Source organism: Thalassomonas actiniarum (assembly GCF_000948975.2).
GTDB classification, from domain to species: domain Bacteria; phylum Pseudomonadota; class Gammaproteobacteria; order Enterobacterales; family Alteromonadaceae; genus Thalassomonas; species Thalassomonas actiniarum.
In genome coordinates, this window is the sequence record NZ_CP059735.1 from 64,078 (window position 1) to 87,645 (window position 23,568).

Annotated in this window: 17 protein-coding genes; 12 read left to right on the plus strand and 5 right to left on the minus strand. The window is 47.1% G+C overall.

The features are described from left to right. Positions 1-5: 5 nt before the first annotated feature. The 9 genes from SG35_RS00265 to SG35_RS00305 all read left to right on the plus strand — a co-directional run bounded on the left by SG35_RS00265 (position 6) and on the right by SG35_RS00305 (position 10,520). Positions 6-725 (plus strand): type 2 periplasmic-binding domain-containing protein, encoded by a 720-nt coding sequence (locus tag SG35_RS00265; RefSeq protein WP_053043344.1) that lies wholly within the window; start codon positions 6-8, stop codon positions 723-725. 5 nt (positions 726-730) lie between these two features. Further along, positions 731-1,759, plus strand: a complete 1,029-nt coding sequence (locus SG35_RS00270) for a hypothetical protein (protein WP_044835218.1) — start codon at positions 731-733, stop codon at positions 1,757-1,759. Continuing rightward, positions 1,759-2,280: a type VI secretion system lipoprotein TssJ gene (gene tssJ / locus SG35_RS00275; RefSeq protein ID WP_053043345.1), complete on the plus strand. Its 522-nt coding sequence runs from the start codon at positions 1,759-1,761 to the stop codon at positions 2,278-2,280. Before SG35_RS00270 ends, tssJ begins: the two co-directional genes overlap by 1 nt. A 104-nt stretch (positions 2,281-2,384) precedes the next feature. Next, a complete protein-coding gene (gene tssK / locus SG35_RS00280) occupies positions 2,385-3,710 on the plus strand; it encodes a type VI secretion system baseplate subunit TssK (protein WP_044835219.1) in 1,326 nt (441 codons plus the stop codon). 247 nt (positions 3,711-3,957) lie between these two features. Continuing rightward, a complete protein-coding gene (gene icmH / locus SG35_RS00285; protein WP_053043346.1) occupies positions 3,958-5,256 on the plus strand; it encodes a type IVB secretion system protein IcmH/DotU in 1,299 nt (432 codons plus the stop codon). Beyond that, entirely contained in the window at positions 5,253-8,669 is a 3,417-nt protein-coding gene (gene tssM, locus SG35_RS00290; RefSeq protein WP_084692937.1) for a type VI secretion system membrane subunit TssM, read from the plus strand. Before icmH ends, tssM begins: the two co-directional genes overlap by 4 nt. A gap of 43 nt (positions 8,670-8,712) precedes the next feature. Further along, complete coding sequence (locus SG35_RS00295; RefSeq protein WP_274055303.1) at positions 8,713-8,868, plus strand: hypothetical protein; 156 nt, start codon at positions 8,713-8,715, stop codon at positions 8,866-8,868. 201 nt (positions 8,869-9,069) lie between these two features. Continuing rightward, positions 9,070-9,618 (plus strand): hypothetical protein, encoded by a 549-nt coding sequence (locus SG35_RS00300; RefSeq protein ID WP_044835221.1) that lies wholly within the window; start codon positions 9,070-9,072, stop codon positions 9,616-9,618. A 230-nt stretch (positions 9,619-9,848) separates the two neighbouring features. Continuing rightward, positions 9,849-10,520 carry a PEP-CTERM sorting domain-containing protein gene (locus SG35_RS00305; RefSeq protein WP_044835222.1) on the plus strand — a complete coding sequence of 224 codons (672 nt, stop codon included), beginning with the start codon at positions 9,849-9,851 and terminating at the stop codon, positions 10,518-10,520. A gap of 97 nt (positions 10,521-10,617) precedes the next feature. On the opposite strand, the gene SG35_RS00310 is transcribed toward SG35_RS00305, so the two are convergent. The 4 genes from SG35_RS00310 to SG35_RS00325 form a co-directional block, all read right to left on the minus strand. After that, on the minus strand, positions 10,618-10,917 hold the full coding sequence (locus tag SG35_RS00310) for a PAAR domain-containing protein (RefSeq protein ID WP_044835223.1): 300 nt from the start codon (positions 10,915-10,917) through the stop codon (positions 10,618-10,620). A 2-nt stretch (positions 10,918-10,919) separates the two neighbouring features. Continuing rightward, positions 10,920-11,540 carry a DUF6931 family protein gene (locus SG35_RS00315; protein ID WP_044835224.1) on the minus strand — a complete coding sequence of 207 codons (621 nt, stop codon included), beginning with the start codon at positions 11,538-11,540 and terminating at the stop codon, positions 10,920-10,922. 16 nt (positions 11,541-11,556) lie between these two features. Continuing rightward, positions 11,557-13,551 (minus strand): type VI secretion system Vgr family protein, encoded by a 1,995-nt coding sequence (locus SG35_RS00320; protein WP_044835225.1) that lies wholly within the window; start codon positions 13,549-13,551, stop codon positions 11,557-11,559. Between the two features lie 332 nt (positions 13,552-13,883). Continuing rightward, positions 13,884-15,962 carry a hypothetical protein gene (locus SG35_RS00325; protein WP_152646779.1) on the minus strand — a complete coding sequence of 693 codons (2,079 nt, stop codon included), beginning with the start codon at positions 15,960-15,962 and terminating at the stop codon, positions 13,884-13,886. A gap of 332 nt (positions 15,963-16,294) precedes the next feature. On the opposite strand from SG35_RS00325, the gene SG35_RS00330 reads away from it, so the two are divergent. Continuing rightward, entirely contained in the window at positions 16,295-19,168 is a 2,874-nt protein-coding gene (locus SG35_RS00330) for a TonB-dependent receptor plug domain-containing protein (protein WP_044835227.1), read from the plus strand. An 89-nt stretch (positions 19,169-19,257) separates the two neighbouring features. On the opposite strand, the gene SG35_RS00335 is transcribed toward SG35_RS00330, so the two are convergent. Next, the gene (locus SG35_RS00335) at positions 19,258-21,483 is read right to left on the minus strand and encodes a winged helix-turn-helix domain-containing protein (protein WP_044835228.1); all 2,226 of its coding nucleotides are present in this window, start codon (positions 21,481-21,483) and stop codon (positions 19,258-19,260) included. Positions 21,484-22,061: 578 nt separating this feature from the next. Between SG35_RS00335 and SG35_RS00340 the strand changes: the two genes are divergently transcribed. Beyond that, on the plus strand, positions 22,062-22,235 hold the full coding sequence (locus SG35_RS00340; protein ID WP_160298355.1) for a hypothetical protein: 174 nt from the start codon (positions 22,062-22,064) through the stop codon (positions 22,233-22,235). A gap of 474 nt (positions 22,236-22,709) precedes the next feature. Then, positions 22,710-23,297: a biotin/lipoyl-containing protein gene (locus SG35_RS00345; RefSeq protein WP_160298356.1), complete on the plus strand. Its 588-nt coding sequence runs from the start codon at positions 22,710-22,712 to the stop codon at positions 23,295-23,297. The last annotated feature ends 271 nt before the right edge of the window (positions 23,298-23,568 follow it).

Consider the following 23,568-nt stretch of genomic DNA (forward strand, 5'->3'; position numbering starts at 1 on the left):
AAACTATGGCCCAAAAAATATTTTTTAACATGTTAAAATTTATCCCCCTGTTGTTATGGCTGCACTCCCAGATGGCATGGGGGGTTGGGCCTGACAGGTTAATGCTGAGCACCCAGGAGTGGCCGCCATACCAGAGTTATTCTGAAGATCAGATTTCCGGACTGGCGGTAAGTCGGGTAAAATGCGTGCTCAGGCAAATGGAGCAGCCGTATCAGCTGACCATGACCAATTGGGCCAAGGCGCAGCTGAACGTGCAAAACGGCGTTCAGCACGGTTTTTTTATTACCGAAAAAACGCCGGAGCGTGACCGTTATGCGGTATTCTCCAAGCCGATGATCAGCCATCACTGGTATTGGTATTATTCCAATGCCTTAACGGATACCAGTATTTCGGATATTAATAAGCTGAAATGGAAGGTCAGCGCCAAGTTTGGCTCGCAAAAATGGTTTTACCTGCATAACAATGGTTATGACGTGGTTAAAAAGCCCCGTAATATGAAAAACTTACTGGATATGTTGTTACATAACGAAGTAGATGCCATTTTAGTGGACGAGCTGGCGATGCAAGTAGAATTAAAACGTAAGGGCATGACCCCCAACAGTTTTCGCAACCGCTTGGTGGCCACTAAACCTATGGGGGTCTATTTTAACAAACGCTTTGTCAATCGTTACCCCGGGTTTATGGAAGAATTTAACCAGGCGGTTGGCAGCTGCTCAGAACAATAATAATTATGGCAATTACAATACAACTGACAGAAGTCCCTGAAAACGAACAGGTCCCGAGCCGGGTCTTTACCGTGCCCAAAACCGGCGGGGACTTTGGTAGCGCCTTTGATTGCGTATTACAACTGCCGGACCGTACCGGTAAAGTGGCGCCGAAACACGGGCTCTTCATCCCGGGGAAAAACGGCATTTCGCTGGCGGCAGTAAACGGCCATGCCCTTAAGGTTAACGGCAAGGCATTGGCGTCCGGCAGGAATATCAAACTTGAAGACGGTTTGATGATTGAGGTCGCGGATTATATGTTGCTGGTCAGTGAGCCCCTGGAGCAGCTAAACGGGCAGGCAGAAGATGACGCCAATTCTGAACCTGTGGCGGCGAAGCAGGCAGATGTACATTTTTCCCTTGATGATGACTGGGATAACGATTTGGATCTAGTGATGGCAGACGACAACAAACAAACCCAGGTGGGACAAGAAGAACAGGCGCACTTTGCCTTTAACGGTGTGCTGGTGGATGATCCCTTTGATGAAGATCCCTTTGCCGATGCCGAACTGAGTCTGCAGGGGGAAAGCGACAGTTTAGTTTTTGAAGAAAGTGAGCCCGAGCCGAAAGTGGAAAGGGTGGCGCAGCCGGACGAAACTGCAGATTTAGTGCTGCAACCCCTGGGGGAAGCACCTGCCAATGGGCAGGTGGATCGCCTGATGGCCTTACTGGAATCCCAGGTGGCCAGTGCCAATGAGCAACAAAGCCGTTTGCAGCTGGCCCTGGATAAAACCCTGGACATTTTTCTTGAGGAGTTTTCACCCCTGCACCTGGAAGAAGGTTACAGTGATTTTGCCACGCCGCTGTTCACGCAAAAAGAAGCGCAATACTGGCGCCAGTACCGTAAGTCTTTTAACCGGCGCTTAAACAAAGGGGAATACCACCGTTTGTTTAAGGCTATCCTGCTGGAAAATATGCAGGGAGATATGAAAGATAATATGCAGGATTCTATGCAAAAAAGCAGGTCTAATAATATGCAGGGAAACAAAAGTTAATGTTCAGGAAAACCTTATCTTCTTATGTTGCTTTAACCTTTGGTTTACTGGCGGCGGTCGTTTTGACCAGCGGTTGCAGTTCCATGTTTGGCTCGGACGAACCCGAAGTGGTGACTTATCCGCTGAACATAGTTGCCGGGGACGATATCAATCCGTCTGATTTGAGTCCGGCGAATCCGGTGATCCTGCACTTGTATCAGCTGAACAATTTGGAGCCGTTTCAAAGTGCGGAAGTGATCGACTTATACCAGCAGGATGCGACGTTACTGGCCGACAGCCTGGTTCATAAAACCTCTTTAGCCAGTGTCTTGCCGAAAGAAAACCGCAAGCTGGATGTCAATATTTTACCCGGCACCAAATATTTAGCCGTTTTTGCCGAGTTTGCCAGTTATGGCCAGGCGAAAACCCGGGCCTGGGTTGATGTCAGTAATTTAGAAGATGATGACATCGAAGGTTTTACCGTGGCGATAAATTTGCTGACTTTAAATATACAGGCAATTGAAGACTCGGGTTGGTGGTAATTTAAACCCGACTTAGGCGGTTTTTGTCCGGCATGGTGTGAATGCCGCTTTGATAAATTTTTTACAAGTAATGTGATAATTAAGAATAATATTGGAGAAATACTTTGGAGCAATTAAAACAGGTTGTCTGGAAAGAAGGGATCTTTATTTCTCCGCAACATTTTCAGCAACAGGCGCTGCATTTCAAATCTTATATTCATAATTACGCCAGTACCGTCGGTTATACCAACCATTACGGCCTGGGGGATATCACGGTGAATACCGACTTGTTGAAGATCGGCAAAATTGCCATAACCTCCTGTTTTGGTTTGTTTCCCGACGGTCATTATTTTCACCTCGATGAAGAAATTGTCCTGGATGTGCCTCAGGATGCGGTGAAGAAAACCGTTTATTTGCTGTTGCCGCTGGCACTGCAGGGGGCTTTGGCCTACGGCCAGGAAAGTGCCCAGGCCAGCCGTTATTTGTGCCAGACCATGACCAGTTACAATAACACTTCCAGTGAAAGCGACAGCCTGGAAATCGAAGTGGCCCGGGATAATATTGGCTTAAGCATAGGCAAAAGCGATATGAGCGGTTTTGTTTCTTTCCCGATAGCCCGCATCCTGGAAACCCGGGAAACCGGTGAAGTGGTGTTCGACAGCAGTTTTGTACCCGCCTGTATCCATTTTCAGGCCTCGGTTTACCTGTCGGACAAGGTGAAAATGCTGCAGAGTTTATTGCAGAACCGGGCGGAAGAAGTGCATAAACGTATTGCCCTGGGACAGGAAAACAAAAGCGAGCAGACCCTGTATAAAGATTATTTATGGCTGCAAACCCTTAACCGCTGGTTACCCTGGGCCGAGTGGATCCAGCATGATATGCAGTATCCTACCCACCAGTTATACCGGGATTTAACCACCTTATCGGCGGATCTGGCGGCCTTGATGCCGAGATTGCCGGAAGCTTTTAAACCTTTGCAGTATGATCAGCTCTATCAGGTGTTCAGTCCTATTTTTCTGATGCTGAGAAATCAGTTGAGCCTGGTATTGCAGGACTCTGTGATTGAATATCCCTGGGACAAGCAGTTATTTGAGAAGCGCCGGTTATTACGCAGTATTATTCAAAACCCGGATGCCATGGTGGAGCGGCGTTTTGTTTTATGTATCGAATCCAGCATAGGGGCCGAAGCGCTGGCGCAAATAGCTCCCCAGGCGGTGACCCTGGCGGGGAACAGCAATATCGTCGAGTTGGTGCGAAATGCCATGTCCGGCGTTGAACTTAAGCACCTGGCCGTCGCCCCTCATGAGCTTAAACCGAAATCAACCGCGGCGTATTTTGAGATCAATAGTCATAATGAGCTGTGGCAGGATATGCTGGCGAAGGGTGAAATGCTCAATATGCATATAGACATCAGGATCCCTGACTTGGAGGTGATACTGTATGCCTTATAGGAATAATATAATAGTCGCGGGATGCATAATGGCTCCCATTAGGCAGGTAGACATCAGGATCCCTGACTTGGAGGTGATACTGTATGCCTTATAGGAATAATATAATAGTCGCGGGATGCATAATGGCTCTCATTAGGCAGGCAGACATCCGAATCCCGGATCTGGAAGTCATACTCTATGCGCTTTAAAACCCGGTGTTGTGCGCAAAAATTTAAATAAAGTTATGGAAGAATAAAGATAAAAAATAATGGCTGAATTTACCCAACCGGAGCAAGAGCCGGTCACTGTCCCTATCGACTTTAGCGATACCGTACTCAGGGAAGAACTGCATTTCGATTATGCGGATAACCCCCTGTATAACGTCAGTGTGCCTCTGCTTTCCGTTATCTTAACTTTGCCCCGGTTGCCTAAACCGGAAAATATCGAGCAATTTCGCCAGCAGCTTAAACGTGATGTGGTGGCGCTGAGCGAAGCGGGTAAAAAGCTCGATTATCCTTCTGCGGTGATCGACAAGTTATGCTGCCTGCACTGTATTGTTATCGATGAGTTTATTATTCACGGCCTTTGGGGTTATGATGCCGGCTGGGAAAACAATACTTTGTTAAGCGAGCTGTTTTCCATGAAAAATGGCGGTGAGTTATTTTTCACCGTGGCGGAAAAGGCGATGCTGCAGCCGGCGAAAATGGCGGATCTGCTGGAAATTATTTATGTCTTTCTGCAAATGGGCTTTAAGGGGCGCTACCGCTCACGGCAAACGGATCGCCTCGGGCTGATCATCAAGGAAATCGCCGGTGCAATTAAAGTAAAGATAAACAAAGCCAATGTGTTAATTGAAGATATTCCGCAGGTGAAGTACCGCTCGCTGCGCAGCGGCGTACATTATTTTTCCCTGACCTTGCTGATTTTCTTTTTGCTCGGGCTGGCGACCGCCTTTGTCGATTATTGGTATGAACAAAATTATCCCTTAAGGGCGGCAGCTTTTCTTGACCTGGATAAGCTGACTTCCCGTTATGTGCTTAATGCCAAAAGCGAAGATATTGTTTATGTCAGCACCAATGAAGATGTCCATGCCATACATAATTTAACCGCGCCCCATAGCGAGCGGGAAAAAGCGCCGGCGGTGCCAGTTGAGCAAAGCACACCGGAAAAAACTGTACCGCAAGCAATAGCACCTGAAAAAATACCGGTAAAAAAACTGCCGCAAAAAGTGGTGCCTGAGCCCGCGACCCCGCCTCCGGTGTCCGCCGCAATAACCGGCTCGGTGGAACCTGTGCCGGGGGACAAGGTTCAGGAGCAGTCTCCGGTGGTTTCTGCATACCGGGTGCAGCTGGCGTCTTTTTCCAGTAAGAAAAATGCCGAAAAATACCTGCCCAGGTTTCAGGCCAGTGTCTATCCCGTCGGCTTAATGGCGGTGGGCAAATATTTTATCCTCTATAGCAATGCCGACAACTGGCAGGCGGTGAAACAACAACAAAGCTACTTTGACAATGAGTATCAGCTCGCGGTGAGTGTGATTGCGACCAAAAAAGCGGAGCCGGCACTATGATGACTTTTACCCTCACCAAAAAACACCTGATCGGATTTATTCTCGGCTTTTTGTTTACGGTTTTTGCCTTTGCCTGGTGGTTTGTCAGCAGCTATGCCTGGGTGTTTGCCCTGGCAGCCGGGCTGATCCTGGTGGTTTCTCTGGTATTGTGGTTTTTTAACCGCGATGAGGCGGAAACGAAACGGCAAAAACAGCTGGAAAAACAAGATTTGCAGCTGGTGAAAAAGCTCTTTTCCCGCTTTACCCAGGAATTAAAAGACAGGGGCCAGATCCGGCAAAAATACCGCCTGCCCTGGTACCTGTACATCAGCCACGATATGGCCGCCGATAAGGCCTTGCTCGGCCAGATGGGCTTTAGAAACTCTAATGTCGTCAATGCTGCCGATGTTTTACCGGTGCAGATCTGGTTAAAAAGCGATGCGGTTATGCTGACGGTACAGGTGTCATCCAGCGACAGCCGCTCCCTTAACTGCTTAAAATTGCTGTTAAAAGAGGCAAGAAAGTTTCGTTCGCGCCAGACCCTCAACGGCATCATAACCGGACAGTCACTGGAAACCCTGATAGCCAATAACAGCAGCTCCTGTCTGCAGCTGGCGGGCAATACCCGGCTGGCGATCGATGAAGCCCAGGTGATCTGCGGCCAGCACCTGCCGGTGTATTGTTTGTTTAACCAGATGTCGGGACTGGCGGATCTGTGTCAGTTTTTTGCTTCCCTGGATGAAGCCGAGCTCGATGGCGCCTTTGGCGCCATGAATGTCGACAAAAAATACCAGGGACATTATGACGGCGACTGGTTTGACAGTGCCTATGAAGATTTAAGCCGGCGTTTAGGCCAGGCGGTGTTGTCGGCACTGGACAGCCAGCTTAATGAAAATTTCCGCCGCTCCGTGGTGGCGGCGCCGCTGCAATTTACCCAGTTAAAGCGGGATATAGGTTTTTATCTTGAGCAACTCTTTACCAGTAAAAACTCCCCCGAGCAGTATTTGTTCCGCGGTTTCTTTTTTACCAATACAGAGCAGCACCTCAGCGTTGCCGATCCCCTGACCAAGCAGGTGGCTTATCAGTTAGGTTTCAATGAAATGCTTGCCCCAGAAGGGGTTAAATTACCCCATAGCATGTTTGTCAGCCGCCTGTTTAATAAATTTATCCGTCCGGAAGCCGGGGTTGCCGGCGTCAATAAAAGGCGCCGCCGCCTGTTCTGGTTTTTCCAGGGCAGCTATGCCTTTATGATTTTTGCCCTGGCGATCACCCTGGCGTTTTTGTTAAAGGCGAACTTTGACTACCATAGCGAGCTGAATATCCAGGTGAACAAACAGCTGCTTAACTATAAAAGCGCCATCCGCCAGACCCCTTACGATATCGAGGATTTGGCGGTGAATGTCACCAACCTGAGGCAGCTTCGTGATATTTATATGTTATATCAGCAGGATACCCCGGTTTATATTAATGAACAGATCCCGGGTCCCGGCATTGGCGATGCGGTGAAGCAAGCTTATCATCAGGCATTAAGCAATATTCTGTTGCCGTCGCTGGTGCGTTACCTGGAAGAAGAGCTGTTTGTTTACGAAACCCTGGGGGAAAGTCTGGAAACGGCCAAGTTGCTGAACCTCAACGAAGAGTTGCGACAGCACGACCTGCAAAACTGGCAACACCTGGAAATGTATTATCAGCAGTCTTTTATCAAAGAAGGCAATAACGATAAAGATCTGCTGCAAGGCCTGGTATTGTTGATGGACGACTTGTTTCTCTTAGGTGTGCCCCAGGTCGAACTGGATCAGGCCCTGATCGCCCAGGCCCGCAGCAGCATCAGCGCCATCAATACCACGGAAGTGGTTTTCCAGTACATTAAAGATCTGCCTCAGTTTTCCAGCCTGGTGGATATCAGCAATGATCTGGGCAATAATTTTGCCCAGCTTTATGAATTTGAAACCAGCCGCAGCGGCCACCTGGTGCCGTTTATTTTCACGCCCCAGGGATTTGCTGCGATGGACTTCACCCCGGACTCTGACTTGATGGTGAATGTCTTCAGCAGCAATAAAGCGCTGCTCGGGCATCAACTGACCAGTTATGAAGAGGAAAATATCAGCAATGGTTTACGCCGTTATTATCAGCGTCAATATGTTGATTTCTGGCAAAGATTTGTTGACGATATTGTTTTGAAGCCTGTGACGGCCGAGAACCTGAATCACAGGTTGTCGATACTGGCGTCAAAAACCGATGCCCCCATGAACCGCTTATATCAATTGATCGCCTTTTATACCTATCCCCAGTTGCCGGCAGGGCAGCAGGCGGAACCGGCCAAAGCCGATAAAGCCGAGGGCGCCGGGGACAAGCAGGCAAAAAGCGGCGAAAAAAGTGCGTCGGCTTTGGCGGGGTTAACCGGCGATAACGGCAATAGCGTTAATCATAAGCAGGCAATGATCAGTTTTATCAAAAATGAATTTGCCGCCTACCATCAATTTGTCCGCCTTGATGACAAGGGCATCAGTGAACTGGCCAACCTGCATACTGTAGTGAGCGATGTCCATAAATGGCTGAGTGCATCTTATGCCAGTAATGCCACTTTGGGGGCCTATCATTTTCAGCAGCTGACCTCGGCCAATAAAGACACCAGCTTGCTGCATTTGCAGCAAACCCAGGTCTCCATTGAGCAAATCAGCGAACAAATCGATACTTTGGTTGAGCTGGCCAATACCCAGGTTGCCCAGGCGGTAAGCCTGTATGTGAATCAAAAATGGCAGCAAGAAGTCAGTGATAATTTTAACCAGCAACTGGCGGGTAAATTCCCGTTTGCCCTCGACAGCGATCAGGATGCCAGCTTTGAACTGGTGAACCGTTTCTTTAAACCGGAAGGGGTTTTTGATCACTTCAGCACCCATACCTTGTCTAAGTTTAAGCAAGTGGGCCAGCAGCTGGTGTTAAGCGGCTACACCCCAAATGCCGAAATCGCCATAGACGAACAGGTGGAAGGGCAGTTTACTGCCATTACCGGTATCCAGAAAACCCTGTATAGCCAGTCGGATAAGCAATTGTCTATCCCCTTCAGGGTGAAAACCAAGTCTATGTCTGCCAATGCCATAGGTTTTGATATCTTCTCCGGCCGCACTGTGTTTAATTACCGTCACGGGCCGAAATTATGGGATGATTTTGTCTGGCCGGATCCCGATAACCACAGCGAGTTGCTGACCATTTTCCACACCACGGACAATAAAAAGCAAACGAAAAAGTATCAGGGGGACTGGGCCTGGCTCAGGCTGATTTACGGTTTCTATCAACCGCGGCAATTATCACCGCAAATGAAGGTGGTATCGGATGATCACGAGATCACTTTGCAGTTATCGGTCAGCAGTGATATCAACCCGCTAAACCCAGATTTTTTCAGTCAGCTGGCTTTGCCGGACCGCTTGTTATAGCCGGGTGAAGGGCCTGTGCTGTTGTTATTAACGGCAGCAGCACATGGCTGATATCAAGCTGTCACATCAATTATCACCGCAAATGAAGGTGATATCGGATGATCACGAGATCACTTTGCAGTTATCGGTCAGCAGTGATATCAACCCGCTAAACCCAGATTTTTTCAGTCAGCTGGCTTTGCCGGACCGCTTGTTATAGCCAGACGAAGGGCCTGTGCTGTTGCATATTAACGGCAACGGCACATGGCTGAAATCATGGGTCGTTAAGGCAGCAGAGGTTCTGTTGCCTGTGTTGCGCCCCCGCGTGCCAACACCTGATTTGTGGATAAAATCAGAATTTGTACTAATCTGATATTACTCTCCCAGCTGATATGGTTAAGAGTAACCCTAGTTGTTTTGTATGGCTGTTATCTTCAATCGCATTGTTTACCTTTTCTGCTTATCTTTATCTTGCTGTTTATTGCTGGCGGCATTAACGGGCTGCCAAACCACTGGCAACAACGCCTCGGGTAGCGCTGCTGGTAATGGCGATAACTTTACCGTGCTAAAGCACTCGCTTGAGCAAAATGCCAGGCGCCAGGAGCAAATGCTCGAACAACTTGCCCATTTGCTGTCGGCAAATGAGGAAATCGCCCTGAATGTCAAAGCGATAAAAATACAGGTGGAAGCACAGCAAACCCAATTACTGGCGCTGAGCAAAAAACTTGCTTCATTAAGCAAAGCGGTGGTGCCTTATACTTTGGCAGACGGACAAGCACCCGGTCAGCGGCAGCTATTGGAGCAAATGCTGTTAGTCATGGATGCGCTGAAAATCAGCCTGGGGCAACTGGAAGCAGAGCAGGCGGCGCTTTATCAGAAACTCTATGGTAAACCGAGCCGACTCTTCTATTTGTGCCGGCCGCCAAAATGTGAAAAGGACTATGAGTCAGGCCTGAATTTCTCGAATTAAAAATAAGCGCTTATTGGCATTTACCTGCATAGCAACTTTCGGTTGTTCCCCGCTACATCATTATTTTTTGCTGTCACCTGTTTTTACACTTTCGTTTGCTATCGTTAAGGCAAAAGACATTTAAACCAACTTATCAACCAGTTACCACGATGGCACATTGCTTGCTAAATGCGCCGGGGTAAATTCCTTAACGCTTTATTTACTGCCTGACAGTAAAATACGGAAAAATAATGAAAAATAAATTGAATCTCTTTTTGTCTGCTGTTTTATTTTTAATCACCTCATCGGTTCACGCCACCGTTATTGAAACCATCAGTTTCCTGGGGGATAACCAGGGAGTTGCCGAAAGCTTTGGTTTTAGCAGCGGCGGTGTCGACTTAACCGTGACTGCCTGGACTACCAATGTCAATGATGAACAAACCGAGCTGGTGCCCTGGCAACTATTGTCGGGTGATAACGGTGTTTATAACGGCAGTACCGGTTTAGGGGTTGTATCGTCCGATAATGACGGTGCCGATCTTGACGGCGGCAGCTCCGGAAGCTTTGCCCGGGATCCCGATGAAGGCCTGCTTTTTGTGTTTTCCGAGCAGGTGAACTTACATGCTTTTACCGCCGGTGATTTATCTTCCAATGATGATCTGAATTTTGCATGGGTGAGTTTGTTGTCTGCCGATAGCCTGGATGCCAGCAACCTTTTTGTTGATCGCAATGACGGCAGTGATCACTATCAACTATCGTCCGGCACCTTTGGTTATGCCTTTATGCTCTGGGTGGACGGTAACGATGATGATGTCAGGATTGAAAGTCTTGAATTTTCAACGGTACCTGAGCCTTATACCTTGCTGTTATTGGCGATAGGACTGCTGCTGTGCGGCTTTCGCGGCATGAAAAAAGGGCGTTAACGCTTGCTTGCTGCTTTTGCTGTAAAAGTCCTAAATGTTTGCAACTATTTAGGACGAAATTTATAACAGGCTGGTTATATCCTTTTAATCGGTTGCCTTAACCGATCAACACCGTCGGCATGCCTAATACGATAGAACCCCCGTGGGCTGTGGTATCGCCCATACGGATAGCGGGTTTGCCGCCGAAAAGCACTGTGGTGCTGCCCATCACTAAACTGTCCGGGGTGCCGACGCAAGTCACGCTGTCACCAACGACTGCCGCGGGCATACCGCCGATCAGTACTGTCGGGGCGCCCGGGCCGATAATGGGGCCGCCGACATGGGGAATGGGCGGTACGGCGGGAGTTTGCATCGGGCAGACATGCATATCGGTAATTCTGGCGGCGGGTTGTCCCATAATTAATTTCCTTCTGCTTGATTATCTGTTGCACTGTCGGCAGCAATAGCCATGGCTTGGGTGTTGATGCCCTTACCGTTGGCAATCGCAATGCCGAGCTCGATCACCTGCTGGTAAAATTTCTGGTAATGGTCCCATTGCGGCACAGCGGCGGCTATGGTGATGGCGGCGGCAGCGGCATGACCGTATAAAAACGGCGGCGGCATGACCGCAGGTAAATCCGGCTCCACTATGCTGCCGGTGCCGGACCAGAAGACTGCTTTGGCCACCCAGCCGGGGGCGTATTCCAGGCCGACCCTGTCTGCCAGCTGGCTGGCGCGGATCCTCAGGGTTTCATTGGGCTGGCTTAGCCAGTTACGGGCGGCGTTAATTGCCATGACTTCCTGTTCACTCCAGTCTGCCTGGCGCAAATCCATGGCTTCGCTGGCCCAGCCGATGGCTTCCATCACAGGCAAGGCATGGGCGATAAACTGCACCACATCGTTATATAACTTCTGCTCCTGTAGCTGCACTATGGCGGCCTCTGGCGTCAGCTCCGGGGTGAGCAAGGCTGCGGCTTCATCGCTGAGCTGGTAGCGGCTGATGATCGAGGCGATATTTTTATTGGGAATTTTTTTAAGCATCCATTTCTACCTGTGGTTAGTTGACCTGTACCAGTGAACCCTGGATCTGGGTGATACCGGAGGAAGAGACCTTGGTCATGGCGGATGAGCTTAGCTCTGCCCCGGCGCTGCCGCTGACTTTTGCCTGGGCCGAGCTGCTGACGGTAGCCCCGGCGCTGCCGGATAATTCGGCATTGGCACTGGCGCTGGCGGTGAAATTGCCGCTGGCGCTGATCTCGGTATTCCCCGTGCTGGAAGTACTGATTTTGCTGCCGCTCATCTCGATATTACCGCTGGAATTCACGGTCAGTTTATCGCAATCAATGGCGATACCACTGGTGCTGATCTCAATTGAGTTGCTGCCGACGGTTAAGGTGATCTTGTCATCCGCGGTAATGGTAATTTCCTTGGCTTTTTCCGCCAGGGTTTCCGCTATGGTTAACGAGTAATTGTCATTGCCGGTTATCGTCATCGCCTTTTGTGTGGTGCTGCTATATTCCGCGGTGATGGTTTCCGTTAAGTTGTTTTCTACTTCCACCACATAATCTTTGGCGGCATGGAAATAAAGCTGTTCATTGTCGGACTTATCGTCAAAGCGTATTTCGTTGGCGGTTTCCCCCAGCTGGGTTTTGATGCCGCTCTGGGTACTGTTGAGCTCGGCGTAGGGCGGCGGATTCTTGCTGTTATAAACACTGCCGATGATCACCGGCTGGTCCGGGTCGCTGTTGACAAAACTCACCAGCACCTCATCGTCCACCCGGGGAATAAACTGCATGCCCAAACTGCTGCTGGCCATGGGCTGAGCCACCCGGATCCAGCAACTGGGGCTGTCGCCGCCGACCTGATCCCAGTGAAACTGTACCTTGATACGGCCGCTGGCATCGTGCTGCGGCTGGCCGCTGTCGCCGCCGATCACGATGGCCGTTTGCAGGCCGCTGATTTGCGGTTTAGGGCTGGCTTTCGGGTAGCCGGGGTAAGCGGCCGGACGGCAGAAAAAGTCATTCGAATACACCACCGCCTGTTCGGAGGCGTCTATGGTATGGGTAATGGCTTCTATGGCATATTTGCCTACCTGGCTGCTGTCCGGGTGGTTGGCCAGGCTGAACTGGGTCGCCAGGGTCAGTTCTTCGACCTTGCTGCTGCCTTCCACCGCGCTGTAATCCCCCTGGAGCTTGTTCAGTTCGTTATCTGCCACGGTGGAGTTGACATCGCTGATATCCCCTTTCACCGAATGGGCGCCAAAATGATACTGGGTCAGCTTCTGGTTATTGGCGATAGTATGAGACGAGCTTTTATCGCCGCTTTCAATCAACTGGCTGCTGGCGTAATCGTAATTGACGGTATTGACGGATTTACTGTGCACCCGTAATTTCGGTTGCCAGCGGCTGATCAGCTGCTGCTCGCCGGAGCGTTCACTGATATAGTCCAGTTTGCCTACTTCGGCGTCTTCATACGGGGACGCGGGATCATGCAGGGTCAGCTGATGGCTGTTGCTGCTGTGGCTGAAGTAATAATGTATGCCTTGCTCCGCCAGCAGCCGGGTGACAAAATCAAAATCGCTTTCGTTGTATTGCACGCAATAGTTGCGCTCATCCGAGGGTAAAGTGCCCAGGGTATAATTGCCGGAAAAGCCGGCGTCGTCGAAAACGGAAGATAAAATGGCGCTCAGGCTTTGCTGCTGGAAAACCCGGTAGTTGCGGCGCAGGGTCAGCAGCCATAACCAGGGGCGCAGGGTAATACGGTAGCTGGCGTAGTTATGCTCTGACTCGGGTTCGAGCTGCTGCACTTCGGTGAGGTAGCCGTGAAAGACCCGCTTTTCTTTTTGCTTGTTATCGGCAATTTCATTCCAGTGGCAGGTTATGGGCTGTCCCAGCTGATCGGCACTGACAAAGCTGTTACTGACCAGGATGCCGGTAATGGTAAAAGGCGCGGATAATTGCTCTTCTATAGTCAATTTATGGCCGAGGTGGAGATCGCCGTTTGCATCGGTGAAATAGAGTCCGCGATTATCAAATTGATAAGAAACCGCCATAGTTAACCCTTAATCTTGATTGAATTCCCTAAGGTTTATACGCTGATTTGCATAAACCACAATTATAAGAAGACGTTATCATTAATGGCGAAATTAAAGCAAACAAAACCCGCTGAAAAACCAGGTTTTATGTACAGGAAGTACATATACCGTGGTCACAGGGATGTGATTGAACGGTGATACGGAAGTAACATCAGTTTATTTGCTCCCGGCATAAACTAAGGACTTATGTCCCTATAAGCCATGCCGTGATCACAGGACGTGAAAGAGCGGCGGTGCAGGAAATGCCTTGCTTCTTTGGAAGCAAGGCAGGTGGTCACTACCGGCTCAGATCAGGCGTAGAGTAATTGTGCCTGCCGGGATTTAGTGGAATATTCGCTGTGTAAGCGACTGAGGTTATCCACTTCTTTATCGATCAGCTCCCTGAGGCGGGTCATGGCACTAAGGCGCTTGCTGGTCTGGTGTACCTTGTTTTTCGGATCCAGCCAGGTATGCAGGGGCTTAAGCAGCTGGTTCATCAGGTAATGGATACGCGCCTTGATGTCTTCCAGGCAGCTCCTGAGCTTATCCTTAGTTAATGCTCCCTGGCCGTATTTACTCCGGTTGACCTGGAACAGCTGGCTATAACCCACCAGGCCTTTATCTATACTCTTGGTAAACTCATGACGGCGGCCAAAACGTACCCAGCTGAGTTTTTTCCATTGTGACAGGTCGATCACTTTATCTCCCAAACGTATGCCGGAAAAGGCCTGGTGATTAAGCCAGGTTTGTGCCAGGATTTGATTGTTGACTTGCTTCAGTGCCAGTTCAAATTTACGCATTTCCAGCGCAGGATTTACTTTCCGGGTGGAGGCGGCGTTGAGTTTTTCTTTTTTGAACCAGGTCACTTCATCCAGTACCCCGGTGGTTTGGCCGGTGCGGGTAGCGGCTTTTTTTAATGCTTTTTGATTAAACCAGGTGATATCGTCCAGTAAACCCGTGGTTTTCCCTAAGTGGGGAGTGACCGGGGCCAGGCTGCCGGTATCGGAGCGCCTGATGGCGGACAGCAGCGCCGCCCTGGGGATGGTGGCCAAATAATCTTTAGATTTTTCATGATGCTCTACCATGGCGGTGCGCATCAATTCCGTTTGTCCCGCCAGGTGCAGCCGGTATTCGTCGCCGATATTTTCTATTTTGCACGGATGTTCGTCGATAATGCGTCTGGCCTCGGTTTGCATCGGTTTGATGTGTTTATCGATCACTAAACGGGTATATTTGATCCAGGTGGCAAACCCTGTGGTATTGCCGGGCATCATGGCCACCAGCTGGCTTTGGCTGGCGCTGCTGATGACATGGCTGGCGATCAACGGGCTGACGCTGAAAATGGACAAATCAAAACTGCTTGAGGTCATGGAAGCATTGATTTGGCGGAAAACTTTATTGGCTTTTTTCATTTCCATACATTGGCGTATGGTGGTGATAATGCTTTGCAGGGTTTTGCGAAAATCATCCGCCCAGGCCACAGCCTGTGACGCCATCGGCATCACCCCGTCTACCAGCGCCTTAATGGCGGAAGCAGACAGCTCTCCCGCGAGGGCATTACGCTCGCTTTTCAGTAATAAATGCAACTGGTCGAAGGCGCCCCTGGGATCGCCGTCACAGGCAAATCTTCTGGCGCGGTTGGACTGAAACACCGACACCTGTTTTTTTACCAGGTAATATACCCCGGGGCCAAAGGTGGTGACAAATTCCAGTGCATTTGCCATCGGCAGCAAATGGCCGATCAAGCGCTCCACCAAAGACAGTATTTCGTTTTTCACCAGTTCGATAAAGGTCTGTACCGGGATGGCCAGAGTTTTTACCAGCTGTTTGAAAAAGTCGATCACCCGGTTAATGATGGTATTGATGGGAGCCAGGGCGCTGGAGATGGCTTTACCGACAGGGGCAAAATGCCCGAGGATGCCGTTGATGATGCGCCGCACGATATCCGGCACGGTAATGCCCTTGATGCCCATTTGCTCCAACAGTGACTTAACATCACTGATAAACCCTTTTGCTGTTTCCAGCCGGCTTTTAAAGCGCATATTGCAGCCCCAGAACATTTGGGCGCACAAACCCTGCTGCATGGCGCGCAATTCAGCCAGTTCCCTTAAGGCGCTGGCGTCGGATTTGCCGGTCATAAAGAGTTTCAGGTGTAATTCCCAGGGGGCCTGGGAGCCGGTATTTCTCACCGATCGGGTGAAATCTTCTTTGGAGCGGCACCAGTAGTAAAATTTTACCTTGAGGTCGTCCAGGTTTTCCTGGTTGCGTTCGTGCTCATAGGTTTGAATGGCGGTATCGACGTCCGCCAGGGCGTCGCTTCTTCTGCAAAGCACACCGCCGGCGGTGCGTGATTTCCATTCGTCATGGCTCATTAATACGGGAAATGGCATGGCAGGGCACTCCGGTCAAGACAAAAACAGCTTGCCGTGTCCGGTGACAACTACTGAATGAACTAAAGAATAGACATCAATGTTTATCTGTTATGGAGCTATCTTAATGAAAATATCGGCGAGAGCAAATAATACCTTGAAAGGCAGTAGCAGTAGGCTGAGGCGACTATTACGAAATGTGTCGTTTTGTTGTTAAATGTAACAAAATGTAATCAATTTGCTTCTCTTTTGTAACATGCTGTTCTATATTGGTTTCTGGCAGCGGAAGTATCTGCCGGACAATAAAAACTAATAATTGATGTCAACATCATGGATGTTACAGGGAGAGTTTTATGTTTAAACAGACACATTTGGCGAACTCGGTTCGCCTGGGATTAATGTTTTGTGTGACTGCTGCGCCTTTGAGTTTTGCCGCAAGCATTAGCCAAAATAGCAATGTTGAAGAAATCGAAAAAATAGAGGTGACGGGATCGCGTATCAAGCGCACCGAGCTTGAGGGACCTTCGCCTATCGTGATATTGACCGCGGATGATATCAGCGATAAAGGTTTCAGCAATATGTATGAAGCCATTCAAAACCTGACCGCCGGCACAGGCACCAACCAGGGGCAGGGCTATACCAATACTTTTACTCCTAATGCCGAAACCGTGAATTTACGCGGCTTGGGGGCAAACCGGACCCTGGTTTTGCTCAACGGCCAGCGGGTTGCCAATTATCCCCGGGCCTATAACAGTGAAAACAATGTTTTTAACCTGTCGACCATACCGACATCTGCGGTTGCCAGGATTGAAATCTTAACCGGGGGCAATTCGGCCATCTACGGCTCGGATGCGGTGGCGGGGGTGATGAATATCATTACCAAGAAAGGTATTGAAGAGACAACCGTTACCCTGCATCACAATACCTCGGATGCCGGTGGCGGCGATAACCGCAAGTTAACCCTTACCGGCGGCTTTAGCAGTGAAAACTTCTCCTGGAGTTATGCCGTGGATTATTCCGATCAGGATATGTTGCTTGGCAGCGAAAGGGACTGGCTGGATGATTTTAATGATGGCCCTGCCACGGATACCCAGCCGGAATATTATCGGGTTAACTCGCGTTCCATTATGGCCGGGGGTTGGGAAGGAGGTTTTGTTTACCTGCACCCGGATGAGTTTGGCGACAACCTTTGTGATCAGTATCCGGATTTTGAGCTGTCGGAGCGTCCCAGCCGCGGTTTTTATTGTGGCCGGGATACCACGGGAGACGCTTCTTATATCAACGAGCGGGAAAACATTTCCGTGTACAGCAATTTTCAATGGGATTTTGCCGAGCAACACCAGTTAACGGCAGATGTACTGTATTGGACCAGCGATGCCGCCCAGCGGGGTGGCTATGGTGCTTCCTGGCGAACCGATACCATGACCTCGGGTTATCATGACGGCGGGGGGTTTGTCTGGGATGCCGAGAATGAGCGCTATCTGTTTCTGCAACGCACCTTCAGTAAAGAAGAGGTCGGCGATAATAAATCCTATTTCGAAGACGATATGTTGTATGTTTCCCTGGGGCTTAACGGTACCATTTTCGATGATTATGATTACCAGGTCACCCTTTCCCACAGCGCCACTGATAACAGGGAGCATGAATTGTTGATCGCTTCGGATAAGGCGCGGGAATATTTTCTCGGAACCCCGGTAGGGGTTGAAGCCGGTGAGCCCGGTATGGAATATATCCCGAATTATGATCGCTTCTGGAGTCCGCTGGATGAAGCCGGACGTGCCGCCATTGTCGAGAAAAATGATTCGACCGCAGATGCCAGCGTTACCACCCTAAACGGTTTTATTAGCGGAGCCTTATATGAGTTGCCCGCCGGTGAGCTGGGCTTCTCGGTGGCACTTGAATACTCGAGTGAAGATTATGAAATCAATGTCGATCCCCGCACCCTGAATGAAAATACCGGTTGGGGCAATGGTCTTACCGGCACCGAAGGCGGTGGCGAGCGTGACAGGTACGGCATAGCCCTGGAATTTGAGGTGCCCATTACCGAGCAGGTGATTGCCAATATTGCCGGCCGTTATGATTATTACAATGATGAAACCGATGTCGACGGCGCCTTTACCTATCAATTGGGATTACAGTACCGGCCTACTGAAGATTTATTGCTGCGCACCAGTTATGGCACAACTTTTCGGGCGCCGGATATTCACCAGATCAATTCCGGACCATCCGGCTCCTATCTGGGGATCACTGACTATTACCTGGAAACCAAGTGTCTGCAGTTGAGCCAGGGGCTGGATACCGGATTTAATGCGGTCGATCAGGCGGCGTTGCAGGTGCAGTGTAACCCGGAATTGCCGGGTGAGCTGAAGGAAGGACAGCGGGTTAAAGTGACGCAAACCGGCAATACCAAGTTGCATGAAGAAACCGGTTATTCCGCCTCTGTCGGTTTCTCCTGGGATGTGATGGACAACCTGAACTGGACCTTTGACCTCTATAAGGTCAAGATCAAAGATCAGGTGGAGTCCTGGAACAGCGACAACTATTTCCGTAAGGAAAGAGATTGCCGTGAAGGCATCAACACCCAGGGGGTGGATTGTGAGTTTATTTTAAGCCGCAGTACCCGCTTTGACGGCTCTATGCCCAACTCAGGTTTAACGGTGGAGTCCTGGAACAGTACTTATGTGAACCAGGCGCTGAACGAACAAACCGGTTTCGACATGCAGCTGGATTACCTCTACGATGCCGGCAACTGGGGGGAATTCAGTGCGGAAATAAAATATACCCATGTGCTGGAGATGGTCAACCAGGAGTTTGCCGGTGAAGAAATCGATGATGATTACCGGGATGACTATTTAAACAGTGCATTGCGCTCTAAAGTGGACAGCACTTTTGCCTGGGCAAAAGACGATCTGCGCATCACCCTGACGCAAATGCGTTACGGCTCCAGCTGGAACTGGGAAGATCCGGATCCGACACGTAATACCAATGACGAAAGGCGGGCGCTGGCGGGACGTTTAGCACCCTGGCTGATTTATAACCTCGGGGTTAACTATGATATTACCGATGCCCATAGCGTACGTTTGGGGGTTAACAACCTGCGTGATAGCCGGCCCCGCAACGACAAGAGCTTTGACGGCACCGATCCCTGGTTTGACCGTAGCGTCTATCCGACCATGATAGGGGTGATGGGGCGTACTTTTTCGTTTGATTATATCGGTAAGTTTTAATCAATCTCATACCGGATATTTGCTAATAAAAAAGCCAGTCTGAGTGACTGGCTTTTTGTTATTTTGCAAAAGTATAACTGCTAAGTTACTTATTGTGTTTTCTTTAATGTCAAATCGAGCAGGTAATTATTTTTTTGTTTCCATGTCGTCATATAGAGTACGTCGCCTGACTCACTGCTTTTAATATGTAATTGTTCTACGTCACTATGCTTTAACCTGAATACTTCTTCGGCAGGGGTTTTATTGTTGAGTGATTTTTTATAGATTATTCTTTTATCAAAGCTGTAATAAACATGTTCATTATTTGCGCTCCAAATAAGCTCTAATTGACCGGCAAAATTTATTTGAGGCTCAGAATGGCTGGTTGCAATATTTTTTTTGATGAGCTGAATTTCTGTATTGAGGAACAGCAGCTCATTTTCATTTATTAATTGGGCTGAGATCAGCTGTGAATTTGTTAACTTTATCAAGTTGTCGGTTTGTAAATCATAAAACCAAGCATTGGTTTTTAACGATTCGGTATAAGTGAGTAAAACCTTTTCTGCCAAAGGCCAGCTTGCTGTTTTGATGATACCGTCCAGCTTGACATCTTTTTTTATAGAAAAATCACTGAGCTGATAGATAACTAACCGGTCTTTCCAGGCAACCAGTATCTGGCTATCGTCTGGCGATATAGCTATGGTTTTAAGTTTTCCGCTATAAAGAGGTAAATCCTTAATTTTCTTTTTGATACCGTCTTTATAGTGCCAAAGACTGTTGCCCCCTTGCTGAACGACATAAATGCTCTCATTGCTTTTATGGTAGGGAACCACATGGCGTTCGACAATATCAGTTTTGGAATATTCAGAAAGTTCTTTTTTTTCAGATGTTAAGTCAAGTTTAGCGATATTGTAATCATGAAAATAGGTGCTATAAATCAGTCTTTCTTTATTGATAATATCAGTGGAGTACAGCTTACCTAGTTTATATTGGGTGTTAACATCTTCTTCAGTTAATTTTTTGCTGGTAAGTTCATAGGTAAAAAGCTTTTTTTGATTGGGGGCATGCCAGAAAATGGCTGCGTTATCCGCAGACCAGTTCACTGCACCAATAATATAATCAAGGTCAAAGAGCATGCTTTGGTTGCTACCATCGATATTGGCGATATAGATTTGTGAACCTTTTGCCTGCATCCTTAAAAAAAGTATTTTATCTTTCTTCTTGGAAATTTTTAAAAAATAGTCTCCCAGTATTTCAATGTTCGGCGAGGTAACTTGAAATTCATTACCTGTCGTGAGATCCCGGCTGACGATTGCTGATAAATTAGCAATATTTCGGTAGTTATACTTGGTATAAAGTAATTGGTTGTTTATCCCTTCGCCACTTATTAAGTTATTGGTGTTACAATCAAATAACTTTTTATGTTGGGCTTGGCTAATATGTTTATTTAGGTTCACTTGCCATAATTCACATCTATTACTTCTATCGAATATTTGATAAAATAGATCGTTATTTTCAGACCAGCCTACAGGAAATACATTCGCCTCATGTTCGGTAATTTTGTATTCTTTCAGAGTGGCCATATCTTTGATGTGTAAAGCATCTTTATAGCCGTTTTCAGGCATAAAAGAATAAGCGAGCAACTGCTTGTTTTTTGATAGCTTAGGGATGGTGACCGTGCCTTTTTCCCATGCCAGAATTTCCTGGCTGTATACTAAAGACTGCTTTTTTTCTATTTTATTATCTGAAGTTATCGTTGCCAACGGGTAGATATATTTGAATAGCACTCCAAATGTAAGGACGATAACCAAGCAGGTAAATACATATAAGTATTTTATTTTGACTTGCTTAGGATGTGAAAAGTCTTTTGTCGCTAATGGTTTTTTTTCTGAGTTATCCGTATCAACTTTTTCTGCCGTAGGTTGGGATGCTGAAGTAGTTATTAAGGGTTCTGTGGTTGGTGGATTTTTTTGGGGGTGATAAACGACCTCTATTTCGAGTAAAAAACTATACCCTTTACGATAGTGGGTTTTTAATATATGACCCCTTTGTATTTCAGATTTGAGTGCCTTACGTAATTCAGAAATTGCCCTGTTGATGGCATTATCATCAACATAAGCTTGCTGCCAGACATTATCGATAAGTTCTTGTCGGCTAATAATGCGATCATGGTGAGTTATAAAATAACACAGCATGCTATATAGAAGGGGTTCAAGCTCTCTGGTAACGGCGCCATCGGAAATCGTTTGCTCTTTTGGAAAAAGGCTCCAGAAGCCAAATTTTACTTCTTTTATTTTTCTGGAAAAATCAATTTCACTTTCATTGATAATTTGCATACTACTGCTCTTGGATTGCTATTGAAAGGATGAAATTTTGGGGTGTGTATTTTCATTCTATAAACGAAATTCTAACAATATCAAATATCAAAGCGCAAATGTTATGAGGGGGTAGTGATGGTGTAGAGATTAGAGCTGTCATTTTTTTAATCAAGATCAAAGGTTTGGCGTTTACAAAAAATAACAATTATTTTTTATAGGATAGAGTAAGCCCTGAACATGGCGGTGTTCAGGGCTTGTTACATGTGCGAGAAAATGCAGATGTAATAAGGAGATACAATAATATGATAAAAATTGTTTTGTAGCAATTTTTATCAGGGGTTCTTTTCGTTTTATAGACTTTATTTTGTTAATAACATTACCTGTTAGGTTATTTCAAACCTTATTAAATCTTATGATTTTTTACAATCCCTTTTGTTTCAATATTTTACCTCTAATTGTTCGAAAGTATTCATAATTAATCCATAACTTACATTGATCATTTTTTTGTTATTGTTAGAGCTGTTATCAGGTAGTGCAGAATGTAGAAAATTACTTGAATTATCACTACACATTAAATTTAACCTAGAGAAGTAAATATGAACTTAAAACGAAAATTATCACTTGTACTTAAAAAGAAAAAATTAATAAATTTGAGCCCTGATAGCTTATGTTTACCTGTAGATGTAACAAAGGCTGTTGCTGGAGGGACTGGAGACGATGGAACTAAAAATGCCACCGAGCGCCCTAAACCTCCTACAAATATGATGTAACTACCGAAAGAAAGTGTAATCCTACGGCATACCTAAGGAAGTGAGTAATACCACCTAAGCTTGGTTAGTTCTCACAACTTGCCGTAATGATTTGTATAAATAGGCTTTTACTTTTGGTGTCATAAATGAAATTAAAAAATAAATTAACGTTGTTGCTTAAGAAGAAGCAGATAAAGAACTTGTCCGCAGATCATAGTGCCTGCCGCTTATTATGACAAAAAATATTACTGGTGGGGGATGGAAAGATCCAGAGTTTACTTCAGAAACTAAAAGCATTACTGAGTAATATAAGAAGATAATTATCAGGCTGTTAGTGGAAATATTACTATTTACCACCTTACTAGTGAATAAGAGTTGATCATTTGAATGTATGGCTAAACCGGTAGTATGACATACTAAGTATGGTTTATGCCTGTTAGCCAGGGAATATGGAAAATCACGTATATAAATAATATTGGCTCTATAGGGAAAAGTATGAAAGCAGGTAAGCTAGGGTTGGTGGCGCTGATCTTTAATTCTTTAAATGCATTTGCGGGTGATATCCATGTTCATTTATTTGAACGGCCATCAGACTTGCTCATTTCCAGGCATTCAGGTGAAATTATTGAAATCGCTGCTAAACCTGGGGCGCAAGTTGCACGGGGGGATGTTATATTATCTGTCCGCGATGATAAAAATGTTTGGCATGTACGTTCCTCCACAAGGGGAGCAATAGAGCTCTATTCGAAGACGATTGCGATAGGAGAACGTCTTCATCAAGGGGATATCATTGCTGAAATTATCAGTAATGATATTACAGGCGAATTAAGAATCACTAGTGAGCAGGGGAATAGCTATAACCTTGACCTTGATGGTATTTATTGCTGCCTTTATCTGAGAGGGAAAGCATTTGAAATTAAAATCGAAGATGCTTTAGTTAATATTAATCGCCAACTTTATTATTTTTCGGTGATTTCTCCCGGCCCAGAGCTGTTCCGCTTTTTAGATGACGTTGTTAATGAGCAAGCAGAGCTAGTGATGAAATTGAGCTTTGATAATAATGGTGAAGCTAACAGCGGATAAATCTTGGTTTAAGCTTTGGTAACTTTTATTTGAGTGAAGTGCGATATCAAAAAAGAAGCTCTTGATAATTCTTTTGCGGGTAAAAGAGTTGTCAAGAGGATTTTAATTCCTGGCATTCGTTATTTTATGCATAAATTGAAGCTAGATAATTAAACACAACTTTGTGCTTGTTGTTTTTATTGCAATTTGAGTATTGATTGCCCAAACAGAAAATATTTTCCATCACAGCTCTTGGTAACCTTTATGTGCAAAGGTATTTACCAAGAGCTTT

Coding starts and splice junctions, on each gene's coding strand:
- SG35_RS00330 (WP_044835227.1), top strand. CDS start 16,295: ATGTTTAAACAGACACATTTGGCGAACTCGGTTCGCCTGGGATTAATG.
- SG35_RS00310 (WP_044835223.1), bottom strand. CDS start 10,917: ATGGGACAACCCGCCGCCAGAATTACCGATATGCATGTCTGCCCGATG.
- SG35_RS00265 (WP_053043344.1), top strand. CDS start 6: ATGGCCCAAAAAATATTTTTTAACATGTTAAAATTTATCCCCCTGTTG.
- SG35_RS00345 (WP_160298356.1), top strand. CDS start 22,710: ATGAAAGCAGGTAAGCTAGGGTTGGTGGCGCTGATCTTTAATTCTTTA.
- SG35_RS00320 (WP_044835225.1), bottom strand. CDS start 13,551: ATGGCGGTTTCTTATCAATTTGATAATCGCGGACTCTATTTCACCGAT.
- tssM (WP_084692937.1), top strand. CDS start 5,253: ATGATGACTTTTACCCTCACCAAAAAACACCTGATCGGATTTATTCTC.
- tssJ (WP_053043345.1), top strand. CDS start 1,759: ATGTTCAGGAAAACCTTATCTTCTTATGTTGCTTTAACCTTTGGTTTA.
- SG35_RS00300 (WP_044835221.1), top strand. CDS start 9,070: ATGGCTGTTATCTTCAATCGCATTGTTTACCTTTTCTGCTTATCTTTA.
- SG35_RS00325 (WP_152646779.1), bottom strand. CDS start 15,962: ATGCCATTTCCCGTATTAATGAGCCATGACGAATGGAAATCACGCACC.
- SG35_RS00315 (WP_044835224.1), bottom strand. CDS start 11,540: ATGCTTAAAAAAATTCCCAATAAAAATATCGCCTCGATCATCAGCCGC.
- SG35_RS00335 (WP_044835228.1), bottom strand. CDS start 21,483: ATGCAAATTATCAATGAAAGTGAAATTGATTTTTCCAGAAAAATAAAA.
- SG35_RS00340 (WP_160298355.1), top strand. CDS start 22,062: ATGAACTTAAAACGAAAATTATCACTTGTACTTAAAAAGAAAAAATTA.
- icmH (WP_053043346.1), top strand. CDS start 3,958: ATGGCTGAATTTACCCAACCGGAGCAAGAGCCGGTCACTGTCCCTATC.
- SG35_RS00295 (WP_274055303.1), top strand. CDS start 8,713: ATGGCTGATATCAAGCTGTCACATCAATTATCACCGCAAATGAAGGTG.
- SG35_RS00270 (WP_044835218.1), top strand. CDS start 731: ATGGCAATTACAATACAACTGACAGAAGTCCCTGAAAACGAACAGGTC.
- SG35_RS00305 (WP_044835222.1), top strand. CDS start 9,849: ATGAAAAATAAATTGAATCTCTTTTTGTCTGCTGTTTTATTTTTAATC.